Source organism: Actinomyces stomatis, from assembly GCF_031292835.1.
GTDB classification, from domain to species: Bacteria; Actinomycetota; Actinomycetes; order Actinomycetales; family Actinomycetaceae; genus Actinomyces; species Actinomyces stomatis.
Genome location: NZ_JASPEP010000012.1, coordinates 42,427 through 68,219, shown reverse-complemented (window position 1 = coordinate 68,219; position 25,793 = coordinate 42,427). Strand labels below are relative to the sequence as shown.

The window sequence follows — 25,793 nt, the reverse complement described above, 5'->3', positions numbered from 1 at the left end:
CCGCGGCGCCCAGCTGGCGGTCGCCACCCACGTACGGGACCAGGCGCGTGCCGCCGCCGAGGCGGCGCGAATCAGCGTTCAGCAGGCGGCCGATGAGCGTGCGACCATCGAGGCCGAGCGCGCCCAGGCCCTGGCCGCCACTAATGAGGTTCGCGAGGAGATCGACCAGCTGACCAAGGAGCTCGGCAGTCTCACCGATGCCGCCCACCGGGAGGAGGTGGCCAGGGCTGAGCAGCGCATGCGTCTGGAGGCCTTGGCGGAGCGTGCCATGAGTGAGCTCGGCCTGGAGCTGGAGCCCCTCGTGGAGGAGTACGGACCGCACATGCTCGTTCCCGAGCTCATCGAGGACGCTGACGCCGCCTCCGGTTCTGATGCTGACCCCGCCGGGGACCGGGGTGGTACTCATGCTTTGCCCGGCGTCGGGCATGCGGGCCGTCCCTACGTGCGTTCCGAGCAGGAGAAACGCCTGGCCAAGGCCTCGCGCGACCTCGCCCGGCTCGGCAAGGTCAATCCGCTGGCCCTGGAGGAGCACGCCGCCTTGGAGCAGCGTCACCAGTTCCTGGCCGAGCAGCTGGCCGACCTCAAGCGCTCGCGAGACGACCTGCTGAGCATCGTCGAGGAGATCGACGCCCGGGTCCAGGAGGTCTTCGCCCAGGCGTACGAGGACACCGCCCGCCAGTTCGCCTCCGTCTTCGACAGGCTCTTCCCCGGAGGAGAGGGGCGGCTGGTGCTCACCGATCCCGATGACATGCTCACCACCGGCATCGAGATCGAGGCGCGCCCCGCCGGCAAGAAGGTCAAGCGACTCTCCCTGCTCTCAGGAGGGGAGCGTTCGCTGGCCGCCGTGGCCCTGCTGGTGGCGATCTTCAAGGCGCGCCCCTCGCCCTTCTACGTCATGGACGAGGTGGAGGCAGCCCTGGATGACACCAATCTGGGGCGGTTGCTCGAGATTTTTACCGAGCTGCGGCGCTCCAGCCAGCTCATCATCATCACCCATCAGAAACGGACCATGGAGGTGGCTGACGCTCTCTACGGCATCACGATGCGTGACGGGGTCACCAAGGCCGTCTCGCAGAGGCTGGCCCAGCCCGACCGCGGTACGGCTGTGACTCCTGATGTCTGAGTGAAACTTGAGGGTTATGTGATAGACTGCTTACAACATGACGTTCGTTTTCAGATTCGAGCCATCGTCATGTCAGGAAGTTGTCAGGTTTTGTTGTTGATTGGACGACAAGTGCGCGCAAAGTCTAGTCAGATCGCATTTCGCAAGGCAGAATCCTAACCATGGGTGTCATGATTCTTCCCCTCGTTGTCGTGCTGGTTGCGAGCCTGCTTGTGCTCGGCATGGTTTGCGCCGAACGCTTCCCGGTGCGCTCCTGGCCCTCACGCATTCGCGGCCTGGTTCGCACCTCGCAGGAGGTGCGCCTGGAGGAGCAGGATGTTGAGATCGAGGTCGTGCCCCAGGAGGCTCGTCTCTCCGACCTCATGACGCGCGAGGGGCCAGCTGCCTACGTCGGGACCGACGACTTCGGAGGTCTGGTCGGCGTCGTCGGAAAGGCTATGGATGCCGCGGAGAGGACCCGCGGCTCTGCCGGCTCCCGGCGCCGCGGCCAGGTGCATGAGCCGGCCGCCGGCGGGCTGTCTCAGGTTCAGAGGTGAGTGGCGCGGCGATCGTGTCGTGAAAACTATGGTCGTCGATTATTTTCACGACTAGGTGAGGTTGCGGCGTCACTGCTTTTGGATAAAGTTCTGGCCCTGGGAGATCATCGTTTCTACACCGTCTCGCACTTTCTCTCACTGCCTCCATGGTGCTTTGGGGTAAGAGCGATACGGCTCAACGGGCAATGACACTGCTAGAGAGATGCCCGTCCTGCAGCACGTCCACAGGCGTGCTGCAGTTTTCTTATCGCCACGACTGGGCTGTGCGTCCGTGCCCTCGGATCCTTCGCAGGTAAGAGGCAATCAGGGGAGGCCGACCCTGCCACAGCGAGCCCATGATCGGGCATGATGGGCCCATGGAACCGATCCTCATCGTTCTCGGCATCATCCTGGTCATCGTCCTCGGAGGAGGGCTGTGGCTCTATGCCGGTAGGCGGCGGAGCCAGGTCCCCGACGAGATCAGTGCCCACAAGCCGATGTCCGTTGAGGACCTTCTGCCTTCGGAGGGCGAGGATGCCGAGGAGGAAGCGGAAGAGGAGGCCGGCGTCGAGCCGGCTGCGACGCTGGAGTCCCCTGAGTCCATTCCCGGCCGCATGCAGCGCCTCCGCGCTCGCCTGGCCGGTGCCGGCGGCTTCGGCAAGGCGGTCCTGTCCGTCCTGTCCCGAGGCGACCTCACCGAGGAGGACTGGGAGGAGATCGAGGACACCCTGCTCACTTCCGACCTCGGTATCGAGGTGACCACCTCCCTCATGGACGAGCTGCGCACTCAGGCCAAGGTTCTGGGTACCTCCGACCCCGAGGCCGTGCGCACCGTCCTGCGCGCCGAGCTGCTCAAGCTCGTCGACCCCACGCTGGACCGCTCCCTCAACCTGAAGCGCCCCACCCCGGCCGAGGGAGCCCAGGGAACGCCCGCCGCCGCCATCCTCATGGTGGGTGTCAACGGCACCGGCAAGACCACCACCTGCGGCAAGCTCGCCCGCGTCCTGGTGGCTCAGGACAAGACCGTCGTCCTGGGGGCTGCCGACACCTTCCGCGCGGCTGCGGCCGAGCAACTGAGCACCTGGGGCGAACGTGTGGGCGTCGACGTCGTGCGCTCGGAGAAGGAGGGCGCCGATCCCGCCTCAGTCGCCTACGACGCCGCCCGCGAGGCCGCCGGTCAGGAGGCGGATGTCGTCGTCGTCGACACCGCCGGGCGCCTGCAGAACAAGGCCGGTCTCATGGACGAGCTGGGCAAGATCAAGCGCGTCATGGAGAAGATCGCCCCGGTCGGTGAGATCCTCCTGGTCCTGGACGCGACCACCGGCCAGAACGGCATGCGCCAGGCCCAGGTCTTCTCCGAGGCCGTGGGCGTCACCGGCATCGTGCTCACCAAGCTCGACGGCACCGCCAAGGGCGGCATCGTCGTCACCGTCCAGAAGGAGCTGGGCGTGCCCGTCAAGCTCGTGGGCCTGGGGGAGGGCGCCGACGACCTGGCCCCCTTCGACCCCGAGGGCTTCGTCGACGCGCTGCTGGGCTGAGCCTGCGGGCTGACGAGCCCGAGCGGACCGCCTCGCAACCGGCCACCCGCCTCTCCTCGGAGCGTGGGTGGCCGGGGCAATCGGACCGGGCGGAACGAGCGTCCGCGTCCTCGTCCTACTTCGCGCTACTCAATGATCCAACCCTTCTGGGCGGCGATATGCACCGCCGCGGCGCGGGTGGGTGCGCCGGTCTTGGCCATGGCCTGGGAGAGGTGGTTGCGTGTGGTGCCTTCAGAGAGGTGAACGCGCCGGGCGACCTCGGCGACGGTGGCTCCGTCGGCGGCGGCCTGTAGCACCTCGGTCTCACGGGCGGTCAACGGGGAGTCCCCGAAGACGAGCGAGTCGGCGGCCAGCGCCGGGTCGACGACTCGCAGCCCCGCATGGACCCGGCGCACTGACTCGGCCAGATCTGTGGCCGGAGCATCCTTGACGACAAAGCCGTGGGCCCCGGACTGGACAGCGCGCCGCAGGAATCCGGGGCGCCCGAAGGTGGTGACGATGAGGACCTTCGTGGTCGGCAGCCGCCCCAGGAGCCTCGCGGTCGCACTCAGCCCGTCGGCGCCGGGCATGTCGACGTCCATCAGAACGACGTCGGGTCGGTGCTCGAGTGCGACGGGAAGGACGTCGTTGCCGTTTCCGACCTGGGCGACGACCTCGATATCGGTTTCCAAGGTGAGCAGCGCGGCCAACGCGCCGCGCACCATGGCCTGGTCATCGGCCAGCATCACTCGGATCATCGATCATCTCCGTCGTTTGAGGTTCGTTCAGAACCGGCGCCTCGACAGCGGCTGCGGTACGCACCCGGCTCAGTCCGTCGCCTTGTGAGTCAGCCGAGAGGATAGACGACGGGCGCTCACCCTCAGAACAGTGCCCTTGCCGCTGGAAGGTGTCCCGGTGGTGAGGTCGGCGCCGTTGTCCTGGCAGCGCTGACGCAGCCCCTCCAAGCCGTGACCGTCACTGGCGCCAGACGATTCGAGCCCGATACCGTCGTCGACCACCTCGATGGAGTCGGCGGTCAGGCTCACCCGGCAGTGCGAGGCGTGGGCATGACGCACGACGTTGGTGACGCCCTCGCGCACCACCCAGGCGAAGAGCTCACGCAGCTCCGGATCGACGACCTCGACGGTCAGCGGTAGGTCGGCGCGGACGCCGGCCGACGTCAGGACGTTCGTGGCCCGGGCCAGCTCGCCGGCCAGGCTCAGCTCGCGGTAGCTGTTGACAGTGGCACGCACGTCGGCCAGGGCAGAACGTGCCAGGGACTGCACCTCGGTCAGCTCCGCCTTGACCTGATCGGGGGCGGTGTCGACGAGTCTGGTGGCGAGCTCGGTCTTCAAAGCGATGACAGTCAACGAGTGTCCCAAAATGCCGTGCATGTCCCGGGCCATGCGGTTGCGCTCCTCGTTGATCTCCAGCTCATGAGTGCGCTGCTCCAGAATACGGGCCACACGCCGCTGTTCCATGATGTAGCGCCCGAAGACGCAGGCGCCGCCCGCGCCGAGCAGAGCGATCCACGCGTCTTCACTTGCGGACCAGGACGGAATCATCCTGGGAATGAGGAACAGAATGCCGGTCAGGATCGCGATAGGTCCGATGGCCGCCTGCCAGGGCAGGGAGAAGGCCAGGACGACGGCCAGGAAGACCACCGGCTGCAGGCCCGGCGATCCCACTCCGAGGGCGGCCCCGCTCGCCGTGAGCGCTCCGACGACGATCAGCGACAGGCTCAGGCGGCTGGGCCAGGTCAGCCCTTGTCGGACCCGCCTCACGCTGAGCGAGCAGGCGGCGTACAGGCATGCGCAGGAGACGATGGCACTGACCGCGCCCCACACCCCGCCGTGGGACCCTCGTGCCACGCCCGCCCGGACGACCGGAACCATGAAGGCGGCCCACACGATCCCCCAGCCGACCGCCACGACGCGGGTGCGGCGCGCCCGCGCCTCGGCCAGGGAGGAGGCGCGGGCTTTCATGACCCTGATGGTACTCACGAGCTCACACCCGGGCGGTGTCGCGGCCCATCCTCCAGGCGGCCCCGCCCAGGAAGACCGTGAGCCAGGTCAGGACGTTGACCACCCACCACCAGGAGAAGCTCTCTGCCCCCATGGGCCACAGCGCCAGGTTGTGCAGCCCGTACATAGGGGTGAGGCTGCCGATGCGATCCATGGTGGAGCCCGGCGTCAACGGGATGAACATGCCGCCGAGGAAGGCGAGCAGGGCCATGAGAGGGCCGACCACCTGCATGGCGTTGTCCGAGGGCAGGAGATAGCCGACGAACAGTCCGAAGGCGACGAAGACCAGGGAACCGAACCAGATGATGAGTGCCGAGGAGAGCCAGACCCTCGCCGGCATCTGCGCGTGACGCAAGGGGCCGCAGGCGTAGACGGCACCGATGGCCAGGGAGCTGATGAGCATCCCGATGACCGCCTTGGCCGTGATGTAGGCGATGGGCTTCAGCGGCGTCAGGCGCAGCTGTCGGCTCCAGCCCGAGGCTCGCTCGTTGCTCACGGCCGCCCCTGCCCCGGTGGTGGTCATGAGTGCGCCGTACAGCGCCATGCCGACCATCATGTTCGCCACGACATTGCCGTTGCCGTAGGGCGTGGAGGAGTAGTCAGTGGTGGTGAACATGAGGAAGAAGGCCACGGGTAGCAGGACGGAGAAGATCATGGCCCGGCGGTTGCGCAGGCGCCGGCGTGCCTCGAGTGACAGCAGGGTCAGGCTCAATCCGCCCAGGGGCGGTGTGGCGCGGGAGGAGAGATTGAGGCGGTTGACTGCTGGCAGGGCGGAGGAGGACTCAGATGAAGAAGACATTGCGGCTCCGTTGGAAAGCGTGGGAGAAAGGGGGTCGGTGCTGCTGGTGCGTTTCATGCTGACGCTCCCGGAGTGGGAGCTGCGGCGCCGTCGCTGGTCAGGGCCACGAAGGCGTCCTCCAGGCCACGGCTGGTGATTTCCAGGTCCTTGGCCAGGTGATCGCCGAGGAGGAGTGCGGCAACGGCGTCGGTGTCGGTCGAGCTCAGGGTGAGTGCGCTGCCCAGGACCTCGATGTCGTGGACCCGGCCGCGTGCCCGCAGATCGGCCAGGGCGTCATGCAGCTGCTCGGCTGTGCAGGTCAGGGTGGCTCGTAGGCTGCGCCCGCTCACGGAGGCGCGGATCTCGGCCGCGGTGCCGTCGGCGATAATGCGCCCATGACGCATCAGGATGATCCGATCGGCGAAGGCGTCGGCCTCCTCGAGGTAGTGCGTGGCGAAGACGATGGTGCGCCCGTGCTCGGCGTCGGCGTGGATGGCCTCCCAGAAGCCGCGACGCCCCTCGACGTCCATGCCGGTGGTCGGCTCATCGAGGATGAGCAGAGCCGGGTCGCTCACCAGTGCCATGGCGAAGCGCAGGCGCTGCTGCTGGCCGCCTGAGCACTTCTTGACGATGCGTGAGGCGAAGTCGGTGATGCCCGCGCGCCGCATGGCCTCCTGGGTATCGATCCGGTGGGAGAAGAGGCTCCCCGTCAGCTCCACCGTCTCGCGCACGGTGATGTCGGGCAGGAGCCCGCCGGTCTGCATGACGGCTGTGACCAGACCCCGGTCGACTGCCCGGCGTGGGCTCATCCCGAAGGTGCTCACCTCGCCGCTGGTGGGGCCACTGAGTCCCAGGATCATGTCAATCGTCGTCGTCTTGCCGGCGCCGTTGGGCCCCAGGAGGGCGACGACCTCACCTGGGCGAATGGTCAGGTCGATGCCGTCGACGGCGGTGACGTCTCCGAAGGACTTGTGCAGACCGGTCAGCCTGACTGCGTCTGCGGGCTCTGTCATGGGAGCCGTCACGGGAGCAGCCCGGAGTGCGGGCTCCTGGGCGGACCGGGTCGTTGTTGTGCTCATGGCTCAAGACTCGTGCCACGTCGGCTGCGATCCATGGCCCATCGGTCACTACTTGCTCATGACATATCTCAGGGGTCGCCAGGTGGTGATGTGTCGCAGGATGCCGGGAGAAAACCCGAGTTCGGGGTGGGAGAGGAGGACGAGGGGGAGCCGAGGCCCCGAGGCATGATGCGGCGGGAGCCGCCCCCTGGTGAGTGTGGGCTCAGTCCCGGTCCGGGCGCGGGGGAGAGGGCGGGACCCGCTTGCCGCTATCCTGGGTCGCAGTCGAGGCGATCGCCAAGGCCCGCGGCCATGGACGTTCCCCCTCATCCGCCCACAGTCTCCCGACCAACGCGCCCGACGGCGCCAGGAAGGACCATCGCGTGTTCGGCAACCTCTCCGATCGCATCACCGCCTCCTTCAACCAGCTGCGCGGCAAAGGTCGTCTCACCGAGGCCGACGTCAACGCCACGGTCACCGAGATCCGTCGCGCCCTCCTGGAGGCCGACGTCGCCCTGCCCGTGGTGCGCGCCTTCACCTCCGCGGTGCGTGAGAAGGCGGTCGACGCCGCCCGCTCCCAGGCCCTCAACCCGGGTCAGCAGGTCGTCAAGATCGTCAACGAGGAGCTCATCGAGGTCCTGGGCGGCCAGACCCGGGAGATCCACTGGGCCGATCGCGGCCCCACGATCATCATGCTCGCCGGTCTCCAGGGCGCCGGTAAGACGACCCTGGCCGGAAAGCTCGGACGCTGGCTGCGCGACCAGGGCAAGCGCGTCCTGCTGGTGGCCTCCGACCTCCAGCGCCCCAATGCCGTCACCCAGCTGAGCGTCGTCGCCGAGCGCGCCGGGGTGCACGTGTGGGCGCCCGAGCCCGGTAACGGTGTGGGCGACCCGGTGGCGGTGGCCCGCTCCGGTGTCGAGCAGGCGCGCGCCAACGGCTACGACGTCGTCGTCGTGGACACCGCCGGCCGCCTGGGCGTGGACGCCGAGATGATGGATCAGGCGATCCGTATCCGCGACGCGGTCTCCCCCCACGAGATCCTCTTCGTCCTGGACGCCATGGTCGGTCAGGACGCCGTCAACACCTCGGTCGCCTTCCGCGACGGCGTCGGCTTCACCGGTGTGGTGCTCTCCAAGCTCGACGGTGATGCCCGCGGTGGTGCGGCCCTGTCCGTTCGCGGCGTCACCGGCGCCCCGGTGCTGTTCTCCTCCACGGGTGAGGGCCTGACCGACTTCGAGCGTTTCCACGCCGACCGCATGGCCTCGCGCATCCTGGACATGGGTGACCTGCTCACCCTCATCGAGCAGGCGGAGCGGACCCTGGACCGGCAGGAGGCCGAGGACGCCGCCGCCAAGCTCGCCAAGGGCACCTTCACCCTCGACGACTTCCTGGGCCAGCTGCGCCAGATCCGCAAGATGGGCTCCATGAAGAAGCTCCTGGGCATGATGCCCGGCATGGGGCAGATGCGTGAGGCCCTGGACAGCTTCGACGAGCGCGAGGTCGACCGCATCGAGGCGATCGTGTGCTCCATGACGCCTGCCGAGCGCAAGGACCTGTCCATCCTCAACGGCTCTCGCCGCAGCCGCATCGCCAAGGGGTCGGGCACCACCGTCCAGGCCGTCAACGAGCTCGTGGACCGCTTCGAGCAGGCCAAGAAGATGATGGAGGCCATGGCCTCCGGTGGCATGGGGGGACTCGGTGAGGGCGGTCCTATGCCCGGCATGGGATCGCTGCCCGGCATGGGCAAGCACTCCAAGGCCCGTCAGGCTCCCAAGGCCAAGCGCGGCAAGGGAGGCAAAAAGGGCCGTAGCGGCAACCCCGCCAAGGCCGCACGTCAGGCCAAGGAGGCCGCAGCCGCCAAGCAGGCCAAGATCGAGGCCGGACAGGGCGCCGCGCCCGCAGCCGGTTCCTCCTTCGGGCTCGGTGGAGGCCAGGACGGCGCCTCCGGCTACGGGATCATGCCTCAGGCCCAGCCGCAGGCTCAGGCCGGAGCGCAGCCCTCGGGCGACGACGTCGCCGACGCCATGGGCGCCCTGCCCGAGGACCTGCGCCGCCACCTCGGGCTGTAGGCTCCACGGCACTCGGGAGTCGAGGCGCGGACTCGGACTTCATCGGAGCCGCCGGAATCGGGTCAGTCGTCGGGAGACGGGGCCGTCGCGCCCTCGATGACGGTGCCCTGGTGGAATACCGCCTGCCAGGTCGAGCCCCGGCGACGGTAGAGCGTGGATCTTCGAGTGACGCGACTTGGCGTCCGTAGGATATAGAGGACCTGGACGACGTCGTCGGCAAGAATGTGGGACTCAGCTTCCTCGATTCGGTATCCATCGGTGAGGGAGTCCGCATGGGTTCCGTCTAAGCGTCCCAGGACGATCTCCTTGACCTCGCTACGACTGTAGCGTCGTCCCGAGGCGCCGACCTCGTTGAAGTCCTCCGCGATCTGCTCATCGAAGGAGCCGACGTCCCAGATCAGCTCCGGGCGGTGGAAGATCGGTTCTCGTCGAATCAGTTCATGTCGCTGTGATGAGCTCTCCATCCCTGCCCCTCTGCGCTGTCGACGGTTTGGGACCGACTGGGCTATAGCCGGCCGTTGGTCTCGGCGGTGCGGGCCGCCTCGGTGCGTCCGCCGGACGGCACGTTAGCCGAGTTCCTCTCGACGGGTGATCGAACTGGTCACGGTGAGGGACCCACCGGCCGGGCCGACGCAGTCCTCTGTGGGCGATCTCGCACCGAGTGGTGGGGCGGTGCCCCGGCTCGGGCTGGCAACCTCGTCGGAGGCTCTGGCAGAATGTCCGGCTGTACTCGATTGGACGTCGGTCCCTCTCCCGGCCCCGGTCGCGTCTCGGCTCACGCCGGAAACCGTTGCTTGACCCCACCGGGGACCAGCGCGCGCCAAACCATCCAGAACCAGGAGTTCAACCAAGTGGCAGTCAAGATTCGCCTCAAGCGCATGGGTAAGAAGTTCGCCCCCTTCTACCGGGTCGTCGTCCTCGACTCCCGTAAGAAGCGCGATGGCCGTGTCATCGAGGAGATCGGCGTCTACGACCCGATGCAGGAGCCCTCGCTCATCAGCATCGACTCCGAGCGCGTCCAGTACTGGCTCGGTGTGGGCGCCCAGCCCTCCGACGCCGTCTACAAGCTGATCAAGATCACCGGCGACTATCACCAGTTCAAGGGTCTCAAGGGTGTGGAGAGCACCCTCAAGGTCAAGGACGCCGACGCCGCGACGGTCGCCAAGGAGGCCGCGGTCAAGGCCGCCGCCGACGACGCTGAGAAGCACAAGGCCGCCGCCGCCAAGGCCAAGGCTGACGAGGAGGCCGCTGCGGCGGCCGAGGCCGCCGAGTCCAAGGCTGAGGAGCCCGTCGAGGGCCAGGCCTCTGATGAGGCCACCGCCGAGGAGGCCTGAGATGCTGGCCGACGCCCTCGAGCACCTCGTACGGGGCATCGTCGACAACCCTGACGACGTCACCGTCACCTCCCGGTCGCTGCGCCGCGGCGACCTTCTGGAGGTGCGGGTCAACCCCGAGGACCTCGGCCGAGTCATCGGCCGCTCGGGCCGTACTGCTCGAGCACTGCGCACAGTGGTCGGAGCGCTGGCGGACTCGCCGGTGCGCGTCGACGTCGTCGACACCGACCGCCGCTGAACGCAGGGCCCTCCAGGCCGGTACGGCAGTCTGTGTCGGCCTCGGCCGGTCTGATCGATCACCACGAGTGCCCGGTTCCCGCAAGGGGGCCGGGCACCGTCGTGCTCCTGGGGCTGCGCGCCCCCGCGTCTTCGTGCGACGACAGCCGCCGACAGGAGGGTGCACTGTACCGAGTTGGCCAACCTCACGCCATCGGTGCGCCACCTCATCCCTGTGGCCGATGGGAACGCAGACCGCAGCGCGGTAGGTTGGCGTCAGACATTCAGGCTTTCCGGCCAAACCGTTCCATGCCCCGATCCCAGGAGAACAGGTGCTGCTCACCCTTGCTGTCATCGGTCCCGCCCATGCCCTCAAGGGCGAGGTGCGTCTCGAGATCCGTACCGATGACCCCGAGGGGCGTCTCGCGCCCGGAACCACCGTCCCCACAGAGCCGGCCCACGCGGGTCCTTTGACGGTCAGTCGTCTGCGCTTCGACGGCTCCCGCTGGTTCGCCGCCTTCGAGCAGGCCCGTGACCGCACGACCGCCGAGGCCCTGCGAGGCGTGAGGCTCCTGGTCGAGACCGACACCGACGACCCCGATGACGAGGACTCCGAGGAGTCCTGGTACCGCCACGAGCTCGTCGGCCTGCGGGCGCTGAGCGTCTCCGGCGAGGAGCTGGGGGAGGTCACTGACCTGGAACCCGGCGTCGCCCAGGACCGACTCGTGGTCACCACCCCCGAGGGGGACGATGTGGCCGTGCCCTTCGTCGAGGCGCTCGTCCCGGCCATCGACCCTGAGGCCGGGACGGTGACGCTGGCCCCGCCCGGCGGCCTGTTCCCCGGACGCGGTGAGGCGGAGGAAGCCAGGTGAGGATCGACGTCGTCACCATCTTCCCCGACTACCTCAAGGTCCTGGACCTCTCGCTGATCGGGAAGGCGGCCGACCGAGGCCCCCTCGACCTGCGCGTCCACGATCTGCGAGACCATGCCCACGACCGGCACCGCACCGTCGACGACACGCCCCTGGGCGGTGGGGCCGGCATGGTCATGAAACCCGACGTGTGGGGCGAGGCCCTTGATGAGGTGCTCGGTGCGGACGCCCCCGACGTAGGCCGTCAGGTGCTCATCATCCCCACCCCCTCGGGTGAGGTCTTCACCCAGCGCACCGCCGAGGACCTGGCCGGCGCCGACTCCCTGGTCTTCGCCTGCGGCCGCTACGAGGGCATCGACGCACGCGTGCCCGAGCACTACGCCTCCCGCGGTATCGAGGTGCGCGAGCTGAGCATCGGTGACTACGTGCTCAACGGGGGAGAGGTCGCCGCCGTCGTCATGATCGAGGCCATCGCCCGTCTCCTGCCCGGGGTCCTGGGAAACCCCGAGTCGCTGGTCGAGGAGTCCCACGGAGCCGCCGGCCTGCTGGAGTACCCCGTCCACACCCGCCCCACCCGGTGGCGCGGACACGAGGTCGACCCCGTCCTGCTCTCCGGTGACCACGGCCGTATCGCCCGAGCGCGACGGAACCAGTCCATCACCCGCACCGTCGAGCGCCGGCCCGACATGATCCAGGCCCTGGATCCCGCCGGCCTGAACCGTGAGGACCGCGCGGTCCTGGCCGCCAAGGGATGGGCGGTCCCGGCCGGGGCTGACCACCCGGTTCCGGTGCGCCTTCGCAACGCCGCCGCCCACGACGCCGACGCCCTGGCCGCGCTCGCCGCCCGCACCTTCCCCGATGCCTGCGGGAACGTCATCGCCCCCGAGTTCCTCGACAGACACATCGCCACCACGCTTGTTCCCGAGCTGTTCGCCACCTGGGCCGACGATGACCGCGTCGACCTCGTCGTCGCCGAGCTGGTCGAGCCTCCCTCAGTACGGGATTCCTCCCCTGGGGTGGAAACGGGAACGCGCACCACTCCGGCTCTGGTCGGCTACGCCGCGGTGCTGCGCGAGCAACCCGACTCCGACGGTGAGCAGCCCAAGGGGATCGACCCCCGTCCCGCCTGCGTGCGGGCTCGCGGGGGAGAGGTCGTCGGTGAGCTGTCCAAGGTGTACGTCGACTCCATGATGAGGGGATCCGGACTCACCCCCGCGCTCATGGACGCCGTGATGCGTCAGGCCGCCGCCCATGGAACGGGCCTGCTCTGGCTCGGCACCCACGTCACCAACAAGCGCGCCCAGAAGGCCTACAAGCGGGCCGGCTTCCGCCAGGTCGGTACCCGTACCTACAACGTCGGTGGCCAGGACGCCCACGACGTCGTCATGACTCGGCGGACAGGAGAAGGCCTATGAGCAGCGGACCCGACCAGAACCTTCAGGACAGGACCGACGGTGATACGGATGAGGCAGTGACCCCGGGGAAGAACCTGTGGGCCGACAGCAGCCTCCAGAATGACCGCCGGGACAAGGGCGGCACCCACAAGGACAACGCCGGGGCCTTTGAGACAGCTCAGTCCGCTTCGTTGGGGGAGCGGCTCGTCTTCCGTCTCAAGCAGTGGGGCATCACCCTGTCCTACCTGGTCGTCGCCGTGGTGATCATCGCTCTCATCCGCACCTTCATCATCCAGAGCTTCACCATCCCGTCGGGGTCGATGGAGAACACCCTCAACGAGGGCGACCGTGTCACTGTGACGATGTACGACTCCGACAAGGTCAACCGGGGTGACGTCGTCGTCTTCACCGATCCGGACCACTGGCTGACGACCCAGGAGCCCACTGGCCTGCAAGGCGCTGCGCAGGACTTCCTCGTCGCGATCCGTATCTTCCCCCAGAACGCCGGCCATCACCTCATCAAGCGGGTCATCGGAATGCCCGGCGACCACGTCGTCGCCGATGGGAAGGGCTCCTTGACCGTCAACGGCGTCGAGCTCCACGAGGGCTATCTCAAGCCCGGCCGGTCGGCCTCCGACCTCGCCTTCGACGTCACCGTTCCCGAGGGCTACATCTGGGTCATGGGAGACAACCGTGCCAACTCCTCGGACTCCCGCTACCACCAGAACGACGTCCACCGCGGCTTCGTGCCCATGAGCAACGTCGTCGGCGTCGCCAAGAACGTCGTATGGCCCTACTCCCACTGGTCCAGTCTCAGCTCCGGACACGAGACCTTCTCCCAGGTTCCCGAGCCGACGTCCACCCCGACGGAGCTCCCCGCCGGACCGGCCGCGCCCGCCCCGGCGAGCACGCTGGCGGGCTCCGAAGGCTGATCGCACCCGGATGCGTGCTGGGGCGGGAGAAAGGCGTGAACTCAGGCACGTCGAGGCTGACGCACTCGTCCGAGGACTGAGCCTGTGGCAAACTGAGCGGGCACTTGGGTCCTGCGGTTCCTCTGCCACTGGGGAGGCGACCGCTGTGAAGGAGCCCAGGAGCGTCCACCTCCGGCGCTGCCCCATACGGCGCGGCGCCGCCGAACCAGCACTCCTGACCAGTGGCACGGGTGTGGAGAGAAACATGAACCTGATCGACGAGATCAACGCCGCATCACTGCGCGACGACATTCCCTCCTTCCGTCCTGGGGACACCCTCAAGGTCCACGTCAAGGTCGTTGAGGGATCCCGCACCCGCGTCCAGGTCTTCCAGGGCGTCGTCATTGCGCGCCAAGGCGGCGGCGTCTCGGAGACCTTCACCATCCGCAAGGTCTCCTTCGGTGTCGGTGTCGAGCGTACCTTCCCCGTCCACACGCCCTCCATCGAGAAGATCGAGGTCGTCACCCGGGGTCAGGTGCGCCGTGCCAAGCTCTACTACCTGCGCAACCTGCGCGGTAAGGCCGCCAAGATCAAGGAGCGTCGCGAGGACTGAGCGCCTGCACTCTCGAGGCGGCGCCCGGAGCCCACGGGTTCCGGGCGCTCGCCATCTCTCGCCGCCGTGCAGCGGCGGTCCCACGTACATCAATTCCGGGGAAGGAGCACGGTGAGACCGGTGCAGGAAGGGACCGACGACGTCGGGCTGGACCTGAAACAGGCCGATCCCTCTCAGATCGGTCGGACCTCCAGGTCCGCGATCACTCCGGCCTGCAGCTCTCCGTCCGCGGACTCCCCCCAGGAGACCTGCACGGTTCCTGATGCGGCTGGAGAAGCTCCGAAGCCGGCCCCGGTCGACGACAGCGATGAGTGGGATTACGACCCGTTCATCGACCCGGACGCCGACCCCGAGCCCGATGACGAGCTCACCGAGCTGCCCCCCTCCATCCAGCCCCGCCGGCACGTGGCCCCCGCCATCCCTCCGCCGCAGACCAGCTCCCTGTACCAACGGGTGATCAGGCTGGTGCTTATTGTGGCAGTCGTCATCCTCGTCCCGGCTCTCCTGCGGGCCTACGTCGTCCAGATCTACGAGATCCCCTCCGGCTCCATGGAACGCACCCTGCGTGACGGGGACAAGGTCGCGGTCCCCATGTACGGCTCCGACGACGTCGAACGGGGCGACGTGATCGTCTTCACCGACCCTGATGACTGGCTCCATGTCAAGGAGCCGACGGGGCTGCGCGGCGCCGCCCAGAAGGTCATGGTCTCAGTGAACCTTCTGCCGGAGAACACCGGCCATCACCTCGTCAAGCGGGTCATCGGTGTCGGTGGCGACCATGTGGTCGCCGACGGGAAGGGGACCCTCAGCGTCAACGGCGTTGCGGTCAAGGAGCCCTACGTCAAGGACGGTCAGTCCCCGTCCCTGACCTCCTTCGATGTCACCGTCCCCCAGGGCTACGTGTGGGTCATGGGGGACAACCGCAGCAACTCGGCCGACTCCCGCTACCACCGCGACGACGCCCATGGCGGTTTCGTGCCGTTGAAGAACGTCGTCGGGGTGGCCAAGGTGGTCTTCCAATGGTCGCACCCGAGCCGGTGGGGGACTCTGGGAAGAGGGAGGAGCTCCTTCTCAGACGTGCCTGTGAGGGAGGTCTCAACGCCGTCCGCGTCGCCCTCGCCTCCCGCTGCTCCCACAGGCGACGGGGAAACGGCTTCTGAGGAGGAGGCATCGTCGCAGGCCCCCGACGGCAAGGACTCCGATGACGTCGGCGCTGCCGGTGAGGAGCCCGGCAACGACGACGGGCAGCACACCCAGCCCGGGTGGACGGCCGACGGTCCGGATACCTCCGGAGGCTTGGCCGACCAGGAGCAGGTCCCGGGGAGAATGAGATGAGTCCTCGGGGACGCACCCGCCCCGACCGGTGCCTGGAGAAGGCGCTGCTTGAGACCTACGACTATGTCGGCGGTCTGGACGAGGTCGGTCGCGGGGCCCTGGCCGGACCGGTCAGCGTCGGCTTGGCGATCGTGGCGCGGCGCACCGATGACGACTTCCCCGAGGGGCTCGCCGACTCCAAGCAGCTGACGGCCCGGGCGCGCACGGGCCTGGTTGATCCTGTACGCAGCTGGCTCGTGGACTGCGCCGTCGCCCATGCCTCACCTGCTGAGATCGATGAGTGCGGCATCGTCGGAGCCCTGAGGACGGCGGGTCTGCGGGCTCTGCAGCAGGTCGCTGAGCGCGGCCACGCCCCCGGCGTCATCATCCTCGACGGCGTGGCCGACTGGCTCACCGCGCCCCAGCCCGACCTGCTCACCGCCCTGGAGGACGCTCCCCCCTCCAGGTCCGCTCCTGAGCCCGCTGCGCTTCCGTCCACCCCCGCGGTGCGCATGGAGGTCAAGGCCGACGCCAGGTGCGCCGTCGTCGCCGCCGCCAGTGTCCTGGCCAAGGTTGAACGAGACGCCCTCATGGCTGGTCTCGACGATCCCGGCTACGGGTGGGCCTCCAACAAGGGCTACGCCTCTGCGGCCCATATCAAGGGACTCACCGCCCTGGGCGCCGGCGACCAGCACCGACGCAGCTGGCACCTGCCCGGCCTGGACCAGCGCCACGGCCGAGGCAGCGCCTGATGCGGCTGCCCGACTCCAGGGCGACTCCCGGACAGGGCCGACTCGCCCCCGCCGCCTGCCGCCTCCAGCGGCCGCGGGCAGGCATGATGGCCCGGTGAGCGCAGAAGACCTCGAGTCCTATGAGAACGAGCTGGAGCTCTCGCTGTACCGGGAGTACCGCGACGTCGCCTCCCTGTTCTCCTACGTGGTGGAGACCGAGCGGCGGTTCTACCTGGCCAACGCCGTCGACGTCCAGGTACGCACCAACGGCGGGGAGGTCTTCTTCGAGCTCACCCTCGAGGACGCCTGGGTGTGGGACATCTACCGTGCCTCCCGGTTCGTGAAGTCCGTCCACGTCGTCACCTTCAAGGACGTCAACGTCGAGGAGCTCACCAAGCTCGAGATGGACATCCCCTCCTAACCTTTCCGATGCTGCGCCGCCAGTTCTGGCCGCATCCGTTCCGCTGACCGGCCCCGCTCACCGGGGGCCACAGGACGTCTTCCGGCAGCGTTGTCCACAGAGCCGATGGGGCCGTGGCGCCCACCGGCTGATCCGGCCTCAGGCTAGTGGCGGAGGTGATCGGGATGACCGACCAGGTCGTAGCAACCACAACGGGAAGAACGGTGATCGCAGCGAGATGCGGTGATCACGTGCCCACGCAGGCCGCCCGGAGCCCGGGTGGTTCGGGATCCGCTCCCGCAGGAGCGTCCCGCCTGCGCACCGGACGCCGTGGCGAGGACCTTGCCGCCACCTACCTGGAGGACATCGGCTGGCAGGTCCTGGAGCGCAACTGGCGCCCGGAGCACGGCCTGCGCGGAGAGCTCGACATCATCGCCCTGGAGCCCACCCACGCGCACCGGGAGCCGAGCAGTGCGCCCGCTGCCGAGTCAGGTGCGGCACGGACAAGGCCGAGGCTCGTCATCGTTGAGGTCAAGACCCGCAGCTCCCTGCGCCAGGGGTCACCGGCAGCCGCGGTCGACGCCCGCAAGGTCGCCCGACTGCGCGCCCTGGCGGCTGCCTGGGCGACCACCCATGAGACCCCGCCGCACACCGGCATGCGCCTCGACGTCGTCTCCATCCTCCTGCGCGACGCGCGTCCTGCGCTGCTGCGCCACCACCGGGCGGTGGATGCGTCATGGGGCTAGCGCGCACGCTCGCCGTCACGCTGACCGGGCTGGCCGGGCACATCGTTGACGTCGAGGCTCACTCCGCCCAGGGTCTGCCCGGATTCACCCTCGTGGGCCTCCCCGATACCGCCGTGCGCGAGTCGCGTGAGCGCGTTCGGGCCGCGTTGAGCACCTGCGGCGTCACCTGGGGCGAGCAGCGCCTGACCGTCAACCTCTCCCCGGCGGACCTGCGCAAGAGCGGGACCGGACTGGATCTTGCGCTCGCTCTGGCCGTCCTGGGAGCACGCGGTCGGCTCGGACGGTCCGCAGCCGGGCTCCTGGGACGGACCGTCTACATCGGCGAGCTCGGGCTGGACGGCTCCGTGCACTCCGTCCGTGGCGTCCTGCCCAGCGTCCAGGCCGCGGTGGCCGCCGGGGTGGAGGAGATCGTCGTCGCCCAGGAGGCCGCAGCCGAGGCCGAGCTCGTCCCCGGCGCCCGGGTCACCGCCGTCAGACACGTTGGTCAGCTCGTCGAGCGCTACGGAGGGCGGCTGAGCGCTGCCGTGGCGGCAGCGGTGGAGCAGATCACCGAGGCAGCAACAGACGATGCCCCGACGACCCCTCCCCACGACGCCGAGCTGCCGGACCTGGCGGACGTCGTCGGGCAGACCGAGGCCCGGCAGGCCCTCGAGGTCGCCGCCGCCGGGGGCCATCACCTCATCATGGTGGGGCCCCCGGGAACAGGGAAGACCATGCTCGCCGAGAGGCTTCCCTCCATCCTGCCGCCCCTGGAGCAGACGGATGCCGTCACCGTCACCTCCTTGCACTCCGTTGCTGGAATCTTCGACCCCGCCCGCGGACTCATCACCCGGCCGCCGTTGCGCGCGCCGCACCACACGGCGACTCGGGCCGCCGTCGTCGGAGGAGGCTCCGGTCTGCCCCGCCCCGGAGACGTCTCCCTGGCTCACCGCGGTGTGCTCTTCCTCGACGAGGCCCCGGAGTTCAGCGCGGGCGTCCTGGACTGCCTGCGCCAGCCGCTGGAGTCGGGAATGGTCACCATCGACCGCGTGGGCGGGCGAGCCAGCTACCCGGCCGCCTTCCAGCTCGTGCTGGCCGCCAACCCCTGCCCCTGCGGCAAGGCCGGTGGCCGCGGCCTGGAGTGCACCTGCACCTCCCTGCAGCGACGGCGCTACTTCTCACGACTGTCCGGTCCGCTGCTGGATCGGGTCGACATCACGGTCGAGGTCGGCGCCGTCAGTGCCGCCGATCTCGCTTCCGCGGGCAGTGGAGAGTCCAGTGCCGCGGTGGCCCGGCGCGTCCTACGTGCCCGCCGGGCCGCGGAGCGCAGACTGGCCAGCACCCCGTGGCGCCTCAACGCCGAGGTCCCCGGCTCCTACCTCAGAGGCCCCGACGGTGGACTCAGTGCTCCACTCAGCCGCCGGCTCATGACCGCCCTGGAACGCGGGGACCTCTCCCTGCGCGGGGTGGACCGAGTCCTCAGACTGGCCTGGACCCTCGCCGACCTCGAGGGCGTCGACTCCCTCGCCCTCACCCACATCGGGACCGCCCTGGCCCTGAGAACCTCAGGAGTGCGTCCATGAAGCTGCCCTACGACATTGAGGATCCGGCGTTGGCGCGCGCAACCTGGTCCCGTCTGGCCGAGCCCAACAGCGCCACCGCAGCCATGGTGGTGGGCCGGCTCGGGCCGGGCCCCGCCCTGAGGTGGCTGCTGGAGGAGGCCATCGACTCCTCAGGACAGGTACGCAGCTCCCCACGCCCACCGGTGTCGGAGCCGCCCCCGGGGACGAGCAGCGCCGGCGATATCAGTACGTGCTGGGCTCAGGTCGCTGCCCGGTGGGTGCCGCGCCTGGAGGGACTCGACATCCGCCGCGAGCTCGATGTGCTCGACCGTCTCGGTGGGAGCCTCATCCTCCCGGGGGAGCCCTGGTGGCCGCCGGGGGTGGACGAGCTGGAGCACCCGCCCTTCTGCCTGTGGGTGCGTGGCGACCCATCGCTGCTGGTCAACGCCGCGGACCTGAAGAACAAGGACAACGGGGGAGGGGCGCCCGGGGCCGTTGGGGACGACGACGCTGAGAGCGCCACAGGCGCCGGTCAGCCCGTACGCGAGCAGCGGATGCCGGTGGGACCGGCCAGCGGACTGTGCCTGGCGCTGGTGGGGGCCCGGGCCTCCACCCGGTACGGTGAGAGCGTCGCCACCTCCCTGGCCTCAGGGGTGACGGCCAAAGGCGGCCTCATCGTCTCCGGGGGAGCCTTCGGCATCGATGCCTGCGCGCACCGCGGAGCACTGCAGGAGGGGCCAACCGTGTCGGTCTCCGCCGGGGGCGTGGATCGCCTCTACCCGGTGGGAAACACCGGGGTGCTGGAGGCGGTCATCGCCTCCGGGGCACTGGTGGCGGAGGTGCCACCGGGCTGTCAGCCGGGCCGCCACCGGTTCGTCTCACGCAACCGCCTCATCGCGGCGATCTCCAGGGCGACGATCGTGGTGGAGGCGGCCTGGAGATCAGGCGCCCTGTCCACCGCCCACCGTGCCCTCGAGCTGGGCAGGCAGCTGGGCGCCGTTCCCGGCCCCGTGACCTCCATGTCCTCGGTCGGATGCCACCGTCTCCTGCGAAAAGGGGCGGTCTGTGTCACCGACACCGACGACGCCCTGGAGCTGCTGACGCCCCTGGGCACCGTCGACGCGGATGCCGCCAAGGAGCAGGACCCTGAGCTGATCGGCGGAGGTCTTCTCGACGGGCTGGCCCCGGATGCCTCCCTCGTCCTGGATGCCATGCCGGCCCGTGCGGCGGCGAGCACCGAGTCCATCATCCGCTCCTCAGGGCTGTCGCCGAAGGAGGCGACATCGGCGCTGGGGATCCTGGAGCTCTCAGGGAAGGTGGAGCGCACCGCCACCGGTTGGAAGCGGCGCAACCGGAACCGTTCACGTGGCCGGGCCGGCGGAGCCTCTCTCGACTGAGGCGCGGGCACGACGTACGCGTCTTGTCTCCCTACTTCTGAGGCATGTGAGTGTCACACACCGGAGCGCCTCAGTCCTGCGCCGAGTCCTCGGTGCCCGTCGGCCGCGTCGTGCTGTCCAGCAGGGGGAGGTCCTCGACAGTGACGATCCGTGCGGTCAGGGCGTAGTCGACCAGGGCGGTGCGCCGGTAGGAGGCGTGGGAGCGGGGCCCTCCGCGCATGCCCTTGACGCCGATACGGTCGAGCTTGTAACAGATGTTGTCCAGCTTGCGGTTGAAACGGGTAAGGGTCCAGCCCAGGCGGGCCGCCGCGTCGGCGTTGCGGGGCAAGTCGACCGGGCCGGTGCCGGTGCGCCTGAGCCAGGGCTCAGCCAGTGCCAGGATCGCCAGGTGCTGGCTGGGGGTCAGGGTCACCATGCCCACGGTTGCCTCACCGGTCTGGGGAGCCAGCGAACGCGGCTGAGCGGTCTCGTAGCCGGGGAGGGGGACGGTCAGCAGGATCTCATAGGTGGTCGAGCCTGCGGTGAACACGATGGCCATCTCGGGAAAGACCAGCGGCACCCGGGCTCCGGGAGCGATCCAGGAACGGGAGGTACCGGACCTCTCGGTCAGGGTCGCCCCGATGTGGGAACCGACGTTGGCGACCCACCACAGGCCCGTGTCGTGCTCCAGGATGAGGAACCTGCGGTGCAGGAACAGGTTGTCGGCGTCGAGCACGAGATCCCCCTCGCGCCCGATACTGAAGTGCGTACCGGGCTCGACGTGGTACAGCTCACCGACGAAGTCCACGAGCAGGGGCTCGGCAGGTGAATTCGTCATGGTCCCTCCTTCTTCCTTGGTATTCCTCGATTGCATGGATGTTCCTTGAACGTCGGTGCTCGTGCGGCTGTCGGTGGGGCCTTGGACAGAGATCGGCTCACCCCGCGCTGCCCGCCCCGGGTGTGTCGACGCAGGCGACGGCGGCCTCCGACGAGGCCCCGCTGGAGTCCCGAGCGACCACCTCGATGCAGGTCCGTGCACTGACCGGTGTGACAGTGACGCTGGTCTGCCTGGTCTCCTGCACCGGAAGCAGCTGGCCCGGGTCGGAGATGCGGTACAGGAAGACCACGTCGCTGCCGCTGGAGTCGTAGGACCAGGTGGCTGAGACGCGCTCCTCGGCCTGTGCGACCCTGAGGTCCGTGACGGCGGGCAGTATCCCGGCACCGGGAACGGCCCCAGGCGGCGCGGTGGTCGCCGGTTGGGCGGTGGCCTGCTGTGTCCCGCCCTCTCCTCGCAGCACCGACCACACTCCGATCGCGGTCAGGCTAACCACGACGGCGGCGCCCAGAACGGTGACGGCCACGGCTCGCCCCGACAGGCGTCTGGGCTGCCTCCTGAGGCCCGCCTCAGCCTCGTCCGTGCCTGGAGCACCCGCCGCACCCTCGGCCGCATCGTCCTCGGAGAGGGGAGTGGCCCAGGGCTGTGGGGATGATGTCGTCGAGGCGGATGAGGTACTCGCCCGGTGCCCCGGGAGGACCGCCCCCTCCGGGGCGGGCTCGACCTCGTCGTCGTTCCTGCGCCCGGGACGGCTGCCGAGCACCTCGGGCATGAGTGGCCCCGCGGATGGCTGCGGCACCGAGAACCGGGGGCGGGGCCGGTCGCGCTGCGAGGCGGCGCCTGTGGACTGGGCCTCGACACGACGGGGCGCGAATGCCGTGGCGGCGTCGTCATGCCTGTGGGCAGCGGGCACCGTTCCGGTCGGCCCGTCGGGGTTCACCGTGACGACCGGCCGCAGCATCGTGGAGTCCTGCTCCCCGTCCCCACCCGTCTCCTCTCGGGGCGCCTCCTCCATGACATCCAGCTGGGTGGTGGCCAGCTGCAGGTCGGTCTGAACCTGTTGCAGCGCTCGAGCCAGGGCGACGGCGCTGGCATACCGTCCTCGGGGGGACTTTGACATCGCCGTGATCAGGACCCGCTCGAGCTGCTCGGGCACGTCGCGTCGTCCGATCGGGGGAATCGGTCGGTGGAGTACCCGGTCGAGCATCGAGAGCTGGTCGTTGCGGTCGGAGCCGGAGACGTCGACGTGGGGCGAGCGCCCCGCCAGCAGGGTGTAGATGGTCGCGGCCAGAGCGTAGACGTCCGAGGCAGGTGTCAGACTCTCCTGGTCGAGCTGCTGCTCGGGTGAGGCCCATGGTGGGGAGGCCCCACCGAACTCGTCCTGCTCGACGCTGAGTCCAATGGGTGCGGCGATCCCGAAGTCGCCGAGCACAGGGCGCCCGAAGGGGGTGACGAGGATATTGGCCGGCTTAATGTCGCGGTGGAGGTAACCGACTCGGTGAATGGTCTCCACCGCGCCCGCCACCTGGATTCCGATCTCCAGGGCGCGTGTGAGCGTCAAGGGCTGTGAGGTGGCCAGCTTGCCCAAGTGGGGCGGGGGACAGTACTCCATGATGAGGTAGCTGCGTTCCTCCTCCACTGTCCCGGCCCCGTAGACCGACACGATGGAGGGGTGTGACGACAGCCGGGCCATGAGGTCCGCCTCGGTGGTGAACCGGTGGTGGTCGCGCTCGCTTCCTCCTTGCCGCAGGATCTTGACCGCCACGTCGCGGCGCGGCACCTGCTGCTCGTAAAGGAAGACGTCGGCGAAGCCTCCGGCGCCCAGGAAGCGCTTGGGCCTGGCTCCGGGGATCGGTGGCCCCTGCGGGGAAGCGTTCCTCTTGGAGGACATCATGTCTCACGTTCCACAGTCAGGGTGGTGTCGTCACCGATGTCGATGACGTCCCCGATGCGCAGAAAGAGCTGCTGGTGCTCGGGCACCCGGCGGGGCTCCTCCCCGGCGCGCAGCAGGAAGGTGCCGTTGGTGGACCCCAGGTCCTCCACACTCATGTCCCAGTCCTCGACCCGTATGGCGCAGTGAGTCTTCGAGATCGACTTGCCCGGGCTGGGGACCGCGAGCAGATGGGGGCTCTGAGCGGCGGTGGTGCTGGTGCCCTGGGGTACTCGGCCGATAATGACGTCGGTGTCCAGAACCGCGGTGGCACCGGAGGAGACACGCAGGATCCCCAGGACCGGTCGTTCGACCTGGCCTGTCCTGGAGGTGATGGCGGCATCGCACTCGCGGCACGAGGAGGCGTGCACAGGATTGGGATGCCCCGCCTCGCAGAAGACGGCCAGCACACTGGGGCCGGTGCCGGACGGCTCATCGAACTCGGCCATCGTGGCCTGCCCGCCCAGTGCATTCCGGGCGGCATGAAGCCCGGCGGCCGAGACGGTGCGCCCGTCATGTCGCCAGTGCTCACCCGAGGGGGCGGAACCGTTCGGGGAAGCCGCCTCCACACCGTTGTCCGGGGCCGGTCCGTGAGTCGGGAGCGGTTCATCCGCCTGCGCCGAGTGCGCCTCGGGAGGGGAGCTGGAGGCGTCCTCACCATGGGGGGCGGCCCGGTGGCGACCAAGCCCTCCGGCGATCCGGGCCAACGGATCCACGTCCTCGGAGGGGACCGAGCGGGGAGCCCCCGCTTCGCCCTCCGTCATCATGGCGTGCTCGAAGAGATGACCGACGTACTCGTCCTCGACCCTCTGCTCGCGTATCTGCGGGTCCGCGGCATCGGCAGCCGCCGGAACGTCGACGGGTTCCAGTACCGCGGCCGGGTTCCCGGGCTCCTGCGGGGAACCCGCACCGGCCAGCATGTCCAAGGACTCCGGTCCCAGCGTCCGTCCGGGATCGGTGGAAGCCGGGTGGGCGGCCTCCCTCCGGTCCTGCGTCGCAGGTCGGGATGACGGCGCCGGCGGGGCGGCCTGCTCCGGGACGCCTGCCGCCCGAGCCTGCTGGATGATCTCCTGGACCGCTGATGGAAACTGTGCCTCCTCGGCCTCGTGAGCACCAGACAGAGCCGGCGGGGACAGCGGGATCTGGTGGGATCCGAACCCGATGTGCAGCTGTGCGGCTCGGACGATCCCCGACCGCAGAGGGAGGAACTCCTCGAGGTGTTCGGGGCCGGCTGTGCGCCCAGCGGCCGGGGCGAGCTCGAGGATGCACTGGTTGACATGGTCATAGCGGGACTCCTCCCACACGACGACCTCGGAGGCGCTGAAGCTGCGCTCGCCATCGGCGGTGTCCAGGTGGAGGCTGAAACGCCCCCGGGCGGCCACTCGCAGCTCCTGGCCGTCGATGGCCATCATGAGGAAGTCGGGAAGGGAGAAGACCTCGTTGTCGTGCAGCCGGCTCAGGCTTCGCAGCAGGTCGCCGAGGGATCGGTGCTCACCGAGCTCGGTCCACATCGCCTCCATCGCCGGCGCACTCCCGTCGAGGGCGAGGACGCCGCCGTCCGCGACGGCAACAAGGATGTCGCCTGGTACCCAGCGTGTCAGCATGTTCATGGACAGGACCTCCTGGAGGCGGGGGTGGGGACGGTGGAGTCGGAGCCGGTGGCCCGGGGCAGCGTGGTGTCGTCGACCTGTGTGTCCTCCCAGGGAGGGAAGACATCCACGACGTCGACGACGATGACGGTGACGTTGTCTCGTCCGCCAGCGGCCAGGGCCAGGGCGACCAGTTCGTGGGCCGCATTGCGCGGGTCGGGCACGGACCTGGCCACCATCTCGATGAGGGATTCGGCGACGTGCCCGCTCAGCCCGTCCGAGCAGATGATGAAGCGGTCGCCCACGGTGGCCGGCAGAAGGTACTGGTCGGCCACCACCTGGTCCCCGCCGCCGGCCCCCAGCGCCCGGGTGATGACGTTGCGGTTGCGTGATGACAGTGCCCGGGCCTGGTCCAGCTGGCCGGAGTCGATGAGCTCCTGGACCTCGGAGTGGTCGTGGGTGACCTGGGAGAAGGACTGCGTGGACAGGTGGTAGGTGCGTGAGTCGCCGATGTTCACCACTCGCAGGCACGGAAGCGCTCCCTGCCGGGAGAGCAGCAGCCCCGTGAGTGTCGATCCGGGGGCGCGTTCCCCGGTCCCCAGAGCGGCCACGTTCCGTGCGGCGCGGGTCAGCCGCCTGTTGAACTCCCGCGACGTGACGAAGGTGCGCCCCACGAGGTCCTCGAAGGCTCCCACGGCGTGAGCCGAGGCGGTACCTCCCGAGCGGTGTCCCCCCATGCCGTCCGCGACGAGGAAGACCGGGGAGCCGGCCAGCAGCGAGTCCTCGTTATCCGTGCGGACCCTGCCGACGTCGGTGGCCGAGCCGTGACGCACGACGAGGCGGACCTCCTGAGGGAGCGAGGCCGCATGAGCCGCTGGATGCGCTGTGGTGGAGCTGTTCATCTCAT

25 protein-coding genes are annotated in these 25,793 nt (G+C 69.1%); 16 read left to right on the top strand and 9 right to left on the bottom strand.

The features are described 5' to 3' along the window. The 3 genes from RIV12_RS08075 to ftsY form a co-directional block, all read left to right on the top strand. A partial coding sequence (locus RIV12_RS08075) for an AAA family ATPase (protein ID WP_309323091.1) occupies nucleotides 1-1,123 on the top strand: 1,123 nt, incomplete at its 5' end. A 161-nt stretch (nucleotides 1,124-1,284) separates the two neighbouring features. Continuing rightward, on the top strand, nucleotides 1,285-1,659 hold the full coding sequence (locus tag RIV12_RS08070) for a hypothetical protein (protein ID WP_075418613.1): 375 nt from the start codon (nucleotides 1,285-1,287) through the stop codon (nucleotides 1,657-1,659). 356 nt (nucleotides 1,660-2,015) lie between these two features. Then, nucleotides 2,016-3,176, top strand: coding sequence for a signal recognition particle-docking protein FtsY (ftsY, locus tag RIV12_RS08065; protein WP_075418612.1), 1,161 nt, complete (start codon nucleotides 2,016-2,018; stop codon nucleotides 3,174-3,176). 125 nt (nucleotides 3,177-3,301) lie between these two features. On the opposite strand, the gene RIV12_RS08060 is transcribed toward ftsY, so the two are convergent. The 4 genes from RIV12_RS08060 to RIV12_RS08045 all read right to left on the bottom strand — a co-directional run bounded on the left by RIV12_RS08060 (nucleotide 3,302) and on the right by RIV12_RS08045 (nucleotide 7,036). After that, nucleotides 3,302-3,913: a response regulator transcription factor gene (locus tag RIV12_RS08060; protein WP_309323090.1), complete on the bottom strand. Its 612-nt coding sequence runs from the start codon at nucleotides 3,911-3,913 to the stop codon at nucleotides 3,302-3,304. Nucleotides 3,914-3,982: 69 nt separating this feature from the next. Further along, the gene (locus RIV12_RS08055; RefSeq protein WP_309323089.1) at nucleotides 3,983-5,140 is read right to left on the bottom strand and encodes a sensor histidine kinase; all 1,158 of its coding nucleotides are present in this window, start codon (nucleotides 5,138-5,140) and stop codon (nucleotides 3,983-3,985) included. Between the two features lie 22 nt (nucleotides 5,141-5,162). Then, on the bottom strand, nucleotides 5,163-5,891 hold the full coding sequence (locus RIV12_RS08050; protein WP_309323092.1) for an ABC transporter permease: 729 nt from the start codon (nucleotides 5,889-5,891) through the stop codon (nucleotides 5,163-5,165). A 140-nt stretch (nucleotides 5,892-6,031) separates the two neighbouring features. Then, nucleotides 6,032-7,036: an ABC transporter ATP-binding protein gene (locus tag RIV12_RS08045; protein WP_309323088.1), complete on the bottom strand. Its 1,005-nt coding sequence runs from the start codon at nucleotides 7,034-7,036 to the stop codon at nucleotides 6,032-6,034. A 362-nt stretch (nucleotides 7,037-7,398) separates the two neighbouring features. Between RIV12_RS08045 and ffh the strand changes: the two genes are divergently transcribed. Then, complete coding sequence (ffh, locus tag RIV12_RS08040; RefSeq protein ID WP_075418608.1) at nucleotides 7,399-9,084, top strand: signal recognition particle protein; 1,686 nt, start codon at nucleotides 7,399-7,401, stop codon at nucleotides 9,082-9,084. A 62-nt stretch (nucleotides 9,085-9,146) separates the two neighbouring features. On the opposite strand, the gene RIV12_RS08035 is transcribed toward ffh, so the two are convergent. Further along, on the bottom strand, nucleotides 9,147-9,548 hold the full coding sequence (locus tag RIV12_RS08035) for a nuclear transport factor 2 family protein (RefSeq protein ID WP_309323087.1): 402 nt from the start codon (nucleotides 9,546-9,548) through the stop codon (nucleotides 9,147-9,149). 387 nt (nucleotides 9,549-9,935) lie between these two features. Here RIV12_RS08035 and rpsP point away from each other — a divergent pair, with 387 nt between their 5' ends. The 12 genes from rpsP to RIV12_RS07975 all read left to right on the top strand — a co-directional run bounded on the left by rpsP (nucleotide 9,936) and on the right by RIV12_RS07975 (nucleotide 20,553). Continuing rightward, nucleotides 9,936-10,418 (top strand): 30S ribosomal protein S16, encoded by a 483-nt coding sequence (rpsP, locus tag RIV12_RS08030; RefSeq protein ID WP_309323086.1) that lies wholly within the window; start codon nucleotides 9,936-9,938, stop codon nucleotides 10,416-10,418. Between the two features lies 1 nt (nucleotide 10,419). Next, entirely contained in the window at nucleotides 10,420-10,656 is a 237-nt protein-coding gene (locus tag RIV12_RS08025; protein WP_003786440.1) for an RNA-binding protein, read from the top strand. Nucleotides 10,657-10,966: 310 nt separating this feature from the next. Continuing rightward, complete coding sequence (gene rimM / locus RIV12_RS08020; RefSeq protein ID WP_075418605.1) at nucleotides 10,967-11,506, top strand: ribosome maturation factor RimM; 540 nt, start codon at nucleotides 10,967-10,969, stop codon at nucleotides 11,504-11,506. Beyond that, on the top strand, nucleotides 11,503-12,921 hold the full coding sequence (gene trmD / locus RIV12_RS08015) for a tRNA (guanosine(37)-N1)-methyltransferase TrmD (protein WP_309323085.1): 1,419 nt from the start codon (nucleotides 11,503-11,505) through the stop codon (nucleotides 12,919-12,921). The genes rimM and trmD overlap by 4 nt, the downstream gene beginning before the upstream one ends. Further along, entirely contained in the window at nucleotides 12,918-13,832 is a 915-nt protein-coding gene (gene lepB / locus RIV12_RS08010) for a signal peptidase I (protein WP_309323084.1), read from the top strand. The genes trmD and lepB (RIV12_RS08010) overlap by 4 nt, the downstream gene beginning before the upstream one ends. A gap of 244 nt (nucleotides 13,833-14,076) precedes the next feature. After that, a complete protein-coding gene (gene rplS, locus RIV12_RS08005) occupies nucleotides 14,077-14,424 on the top strand; it encodes a 50S ribosomal protein L19 (protein WP_003786428.1) in 348 nt (115 codons plus the stop codon). Between the two features lie 111 nt (nucleotides 14,425-14,535). Beyond that, nucleotides 14,536-15,759: a signal peptidase I gene (lepB, locus tag RIV12_RS08000; protein WP_309323083.1), complete on the top strand. Its 1,224-nt coding sequence runs from the start codon at nucleotides 14,536-14,538 to the stop codon at nucleotides 15,757-15,759. Next, nucleotides 15,756-16,490: a ribonuclease HII gene (gene rnhB, locus RIV12_RS07995; RefSeq protein ID WP_309323082.1), complete on the top strand. Its 735-nt coding sequence runs from the start codon at nucleotides 15,756-15,758 to the stop codon at nucleotides 16,488-16,490. The genes lepB (RIV12_RS08000) and rnhB overlap by 4 nt, the downstream gene beginning before the upstream one ends. 94 nt (nucleotides 16,491-16,584) lie before the next feature. Further along, nucleotides 16,585-16,890 (top strand): DUF2469 domain-containing protein, encoded by a 306-nt coding sequence (locus tag RIV12_RS07990; RefSeq protein WP_075418600.1) that lies wholly within the window; start codon nucleotides 16,585-16,587, stop codon nucleotides 16,888-16,890. 164 nt (nucleotides 16,891-17,054) lie between these two features. Next, on the top strand, nucleotides 17,055-17,615 hold the full coding sequence (locus tag RIV12_RS07985; RefSeq protein ID WP_309323081.1) for a YraN family protein: 561 nt from the start codon (nucleotides 17,055-17,057) through the stop codon (nucleotides 17,613-17,615). Continuing rightward, nucleotides 17,606-19,177, top strand: a complete 1,572-nt coding sequence (locus RIV12_RS07980) for a YifB family Mg chelatase-like AAA ATPase (protein ID WP_309323080.1) — start codon at nucleotides 17,606-17,608, stop codon at nucleotides 19,175-19,177. The genes RIV12_RS07985 and RIV12_RS07980 overlap by 10 nt, the downstream gene beginning before the upstream one ends. Then, nucleotides 19,174-20,553 carry a DNA-processing protein DprA gene (locus RIV12_RS07975; RefSeq protein ID WP_075418598.1) on the top strand — a complete coding sequence of 460 codons (1,380 nt, stop codon included), beginning with the start codon at nucleotides 19,174-19,176 and terminating at the stop codon, nucleotides 20,551-20,553. Before RIV12_RS07980 ends, RIV12_RS07975 begins: the two co-directional genes overlap by 4 nt. Nucleotides 20,554-20,623: 70 nt before the next feature. Here RIV12_RS07975 and RIV12_RS07970 read toward each other — a convergent pair whose 3' ends face one another. The 4 genes from RIV12_RS07970 to RIV12_RS07955 all read right to left on the bottom strand — a co-directional run bounded on the left by RIV12_RS07970 (nucleotide 20,624) and on the right by RIV12_RS07955 (nucleotide 25,788). Next, nucleotides 20,624-21,370 (bottom strand): FHA domain-containing protein, encoded by a 747-nt coding sequence (locus RIV12_RS07970; protein WP_075418597.1) that lies wholly within the window; start codon nucleotides 21,368-21,370, stop codon nucleotides 20,624-20,626. Nucleotides 21,371-21,467: 97 nt separating this feature from the next. Then, nucleotides 21,468-23,261: a serine/threonine-protein kinase gene (locus RIV12_RS07965; RefSeq protein ID WP_309323079.1), complete on the bottom strand. Its 1,794-nt coding sequence runs from the start codon at nucleotides 23,259-23,261 to the stop codon at nucleotides 21,468-21,470. Next, nucleotides 23,258-24,907 carry an FHA domain-containing protein gene (locus RIV12_RS07960; protein ID WP_309323078.1) on the bottom strand — a complete coding sequence of 550 codons (1,650 nt, stop codon included), beginning with the start codon at nucleotides 24,905-24,907 and terminating at the stop codon, nucleotides 23,258-23,260. Before RIV12_RS07960 ends, RIV12_RS07965 begins: the two co-directional genes overlap by 4 nt. Then, complete coding sequence (locus RIV12_RS07955) at nucleotides 24,904-25,788, bottom strand: PP2C family protein-serine/threonine phosphatase (RefSeq protein WP_309323077.1); 885 nt, start codon at nucleotides 25,786-25,788, stop codon at nucleotides 24,904-24,906. The genes RIV12_RS07960 and RIV12_RS07955 overlap by 4 nt, the downstream gene beginning before the upstream one ends. Between the last annotated feature and the right edge of the window lie 5 nt (nucleotides 25,789-25,793).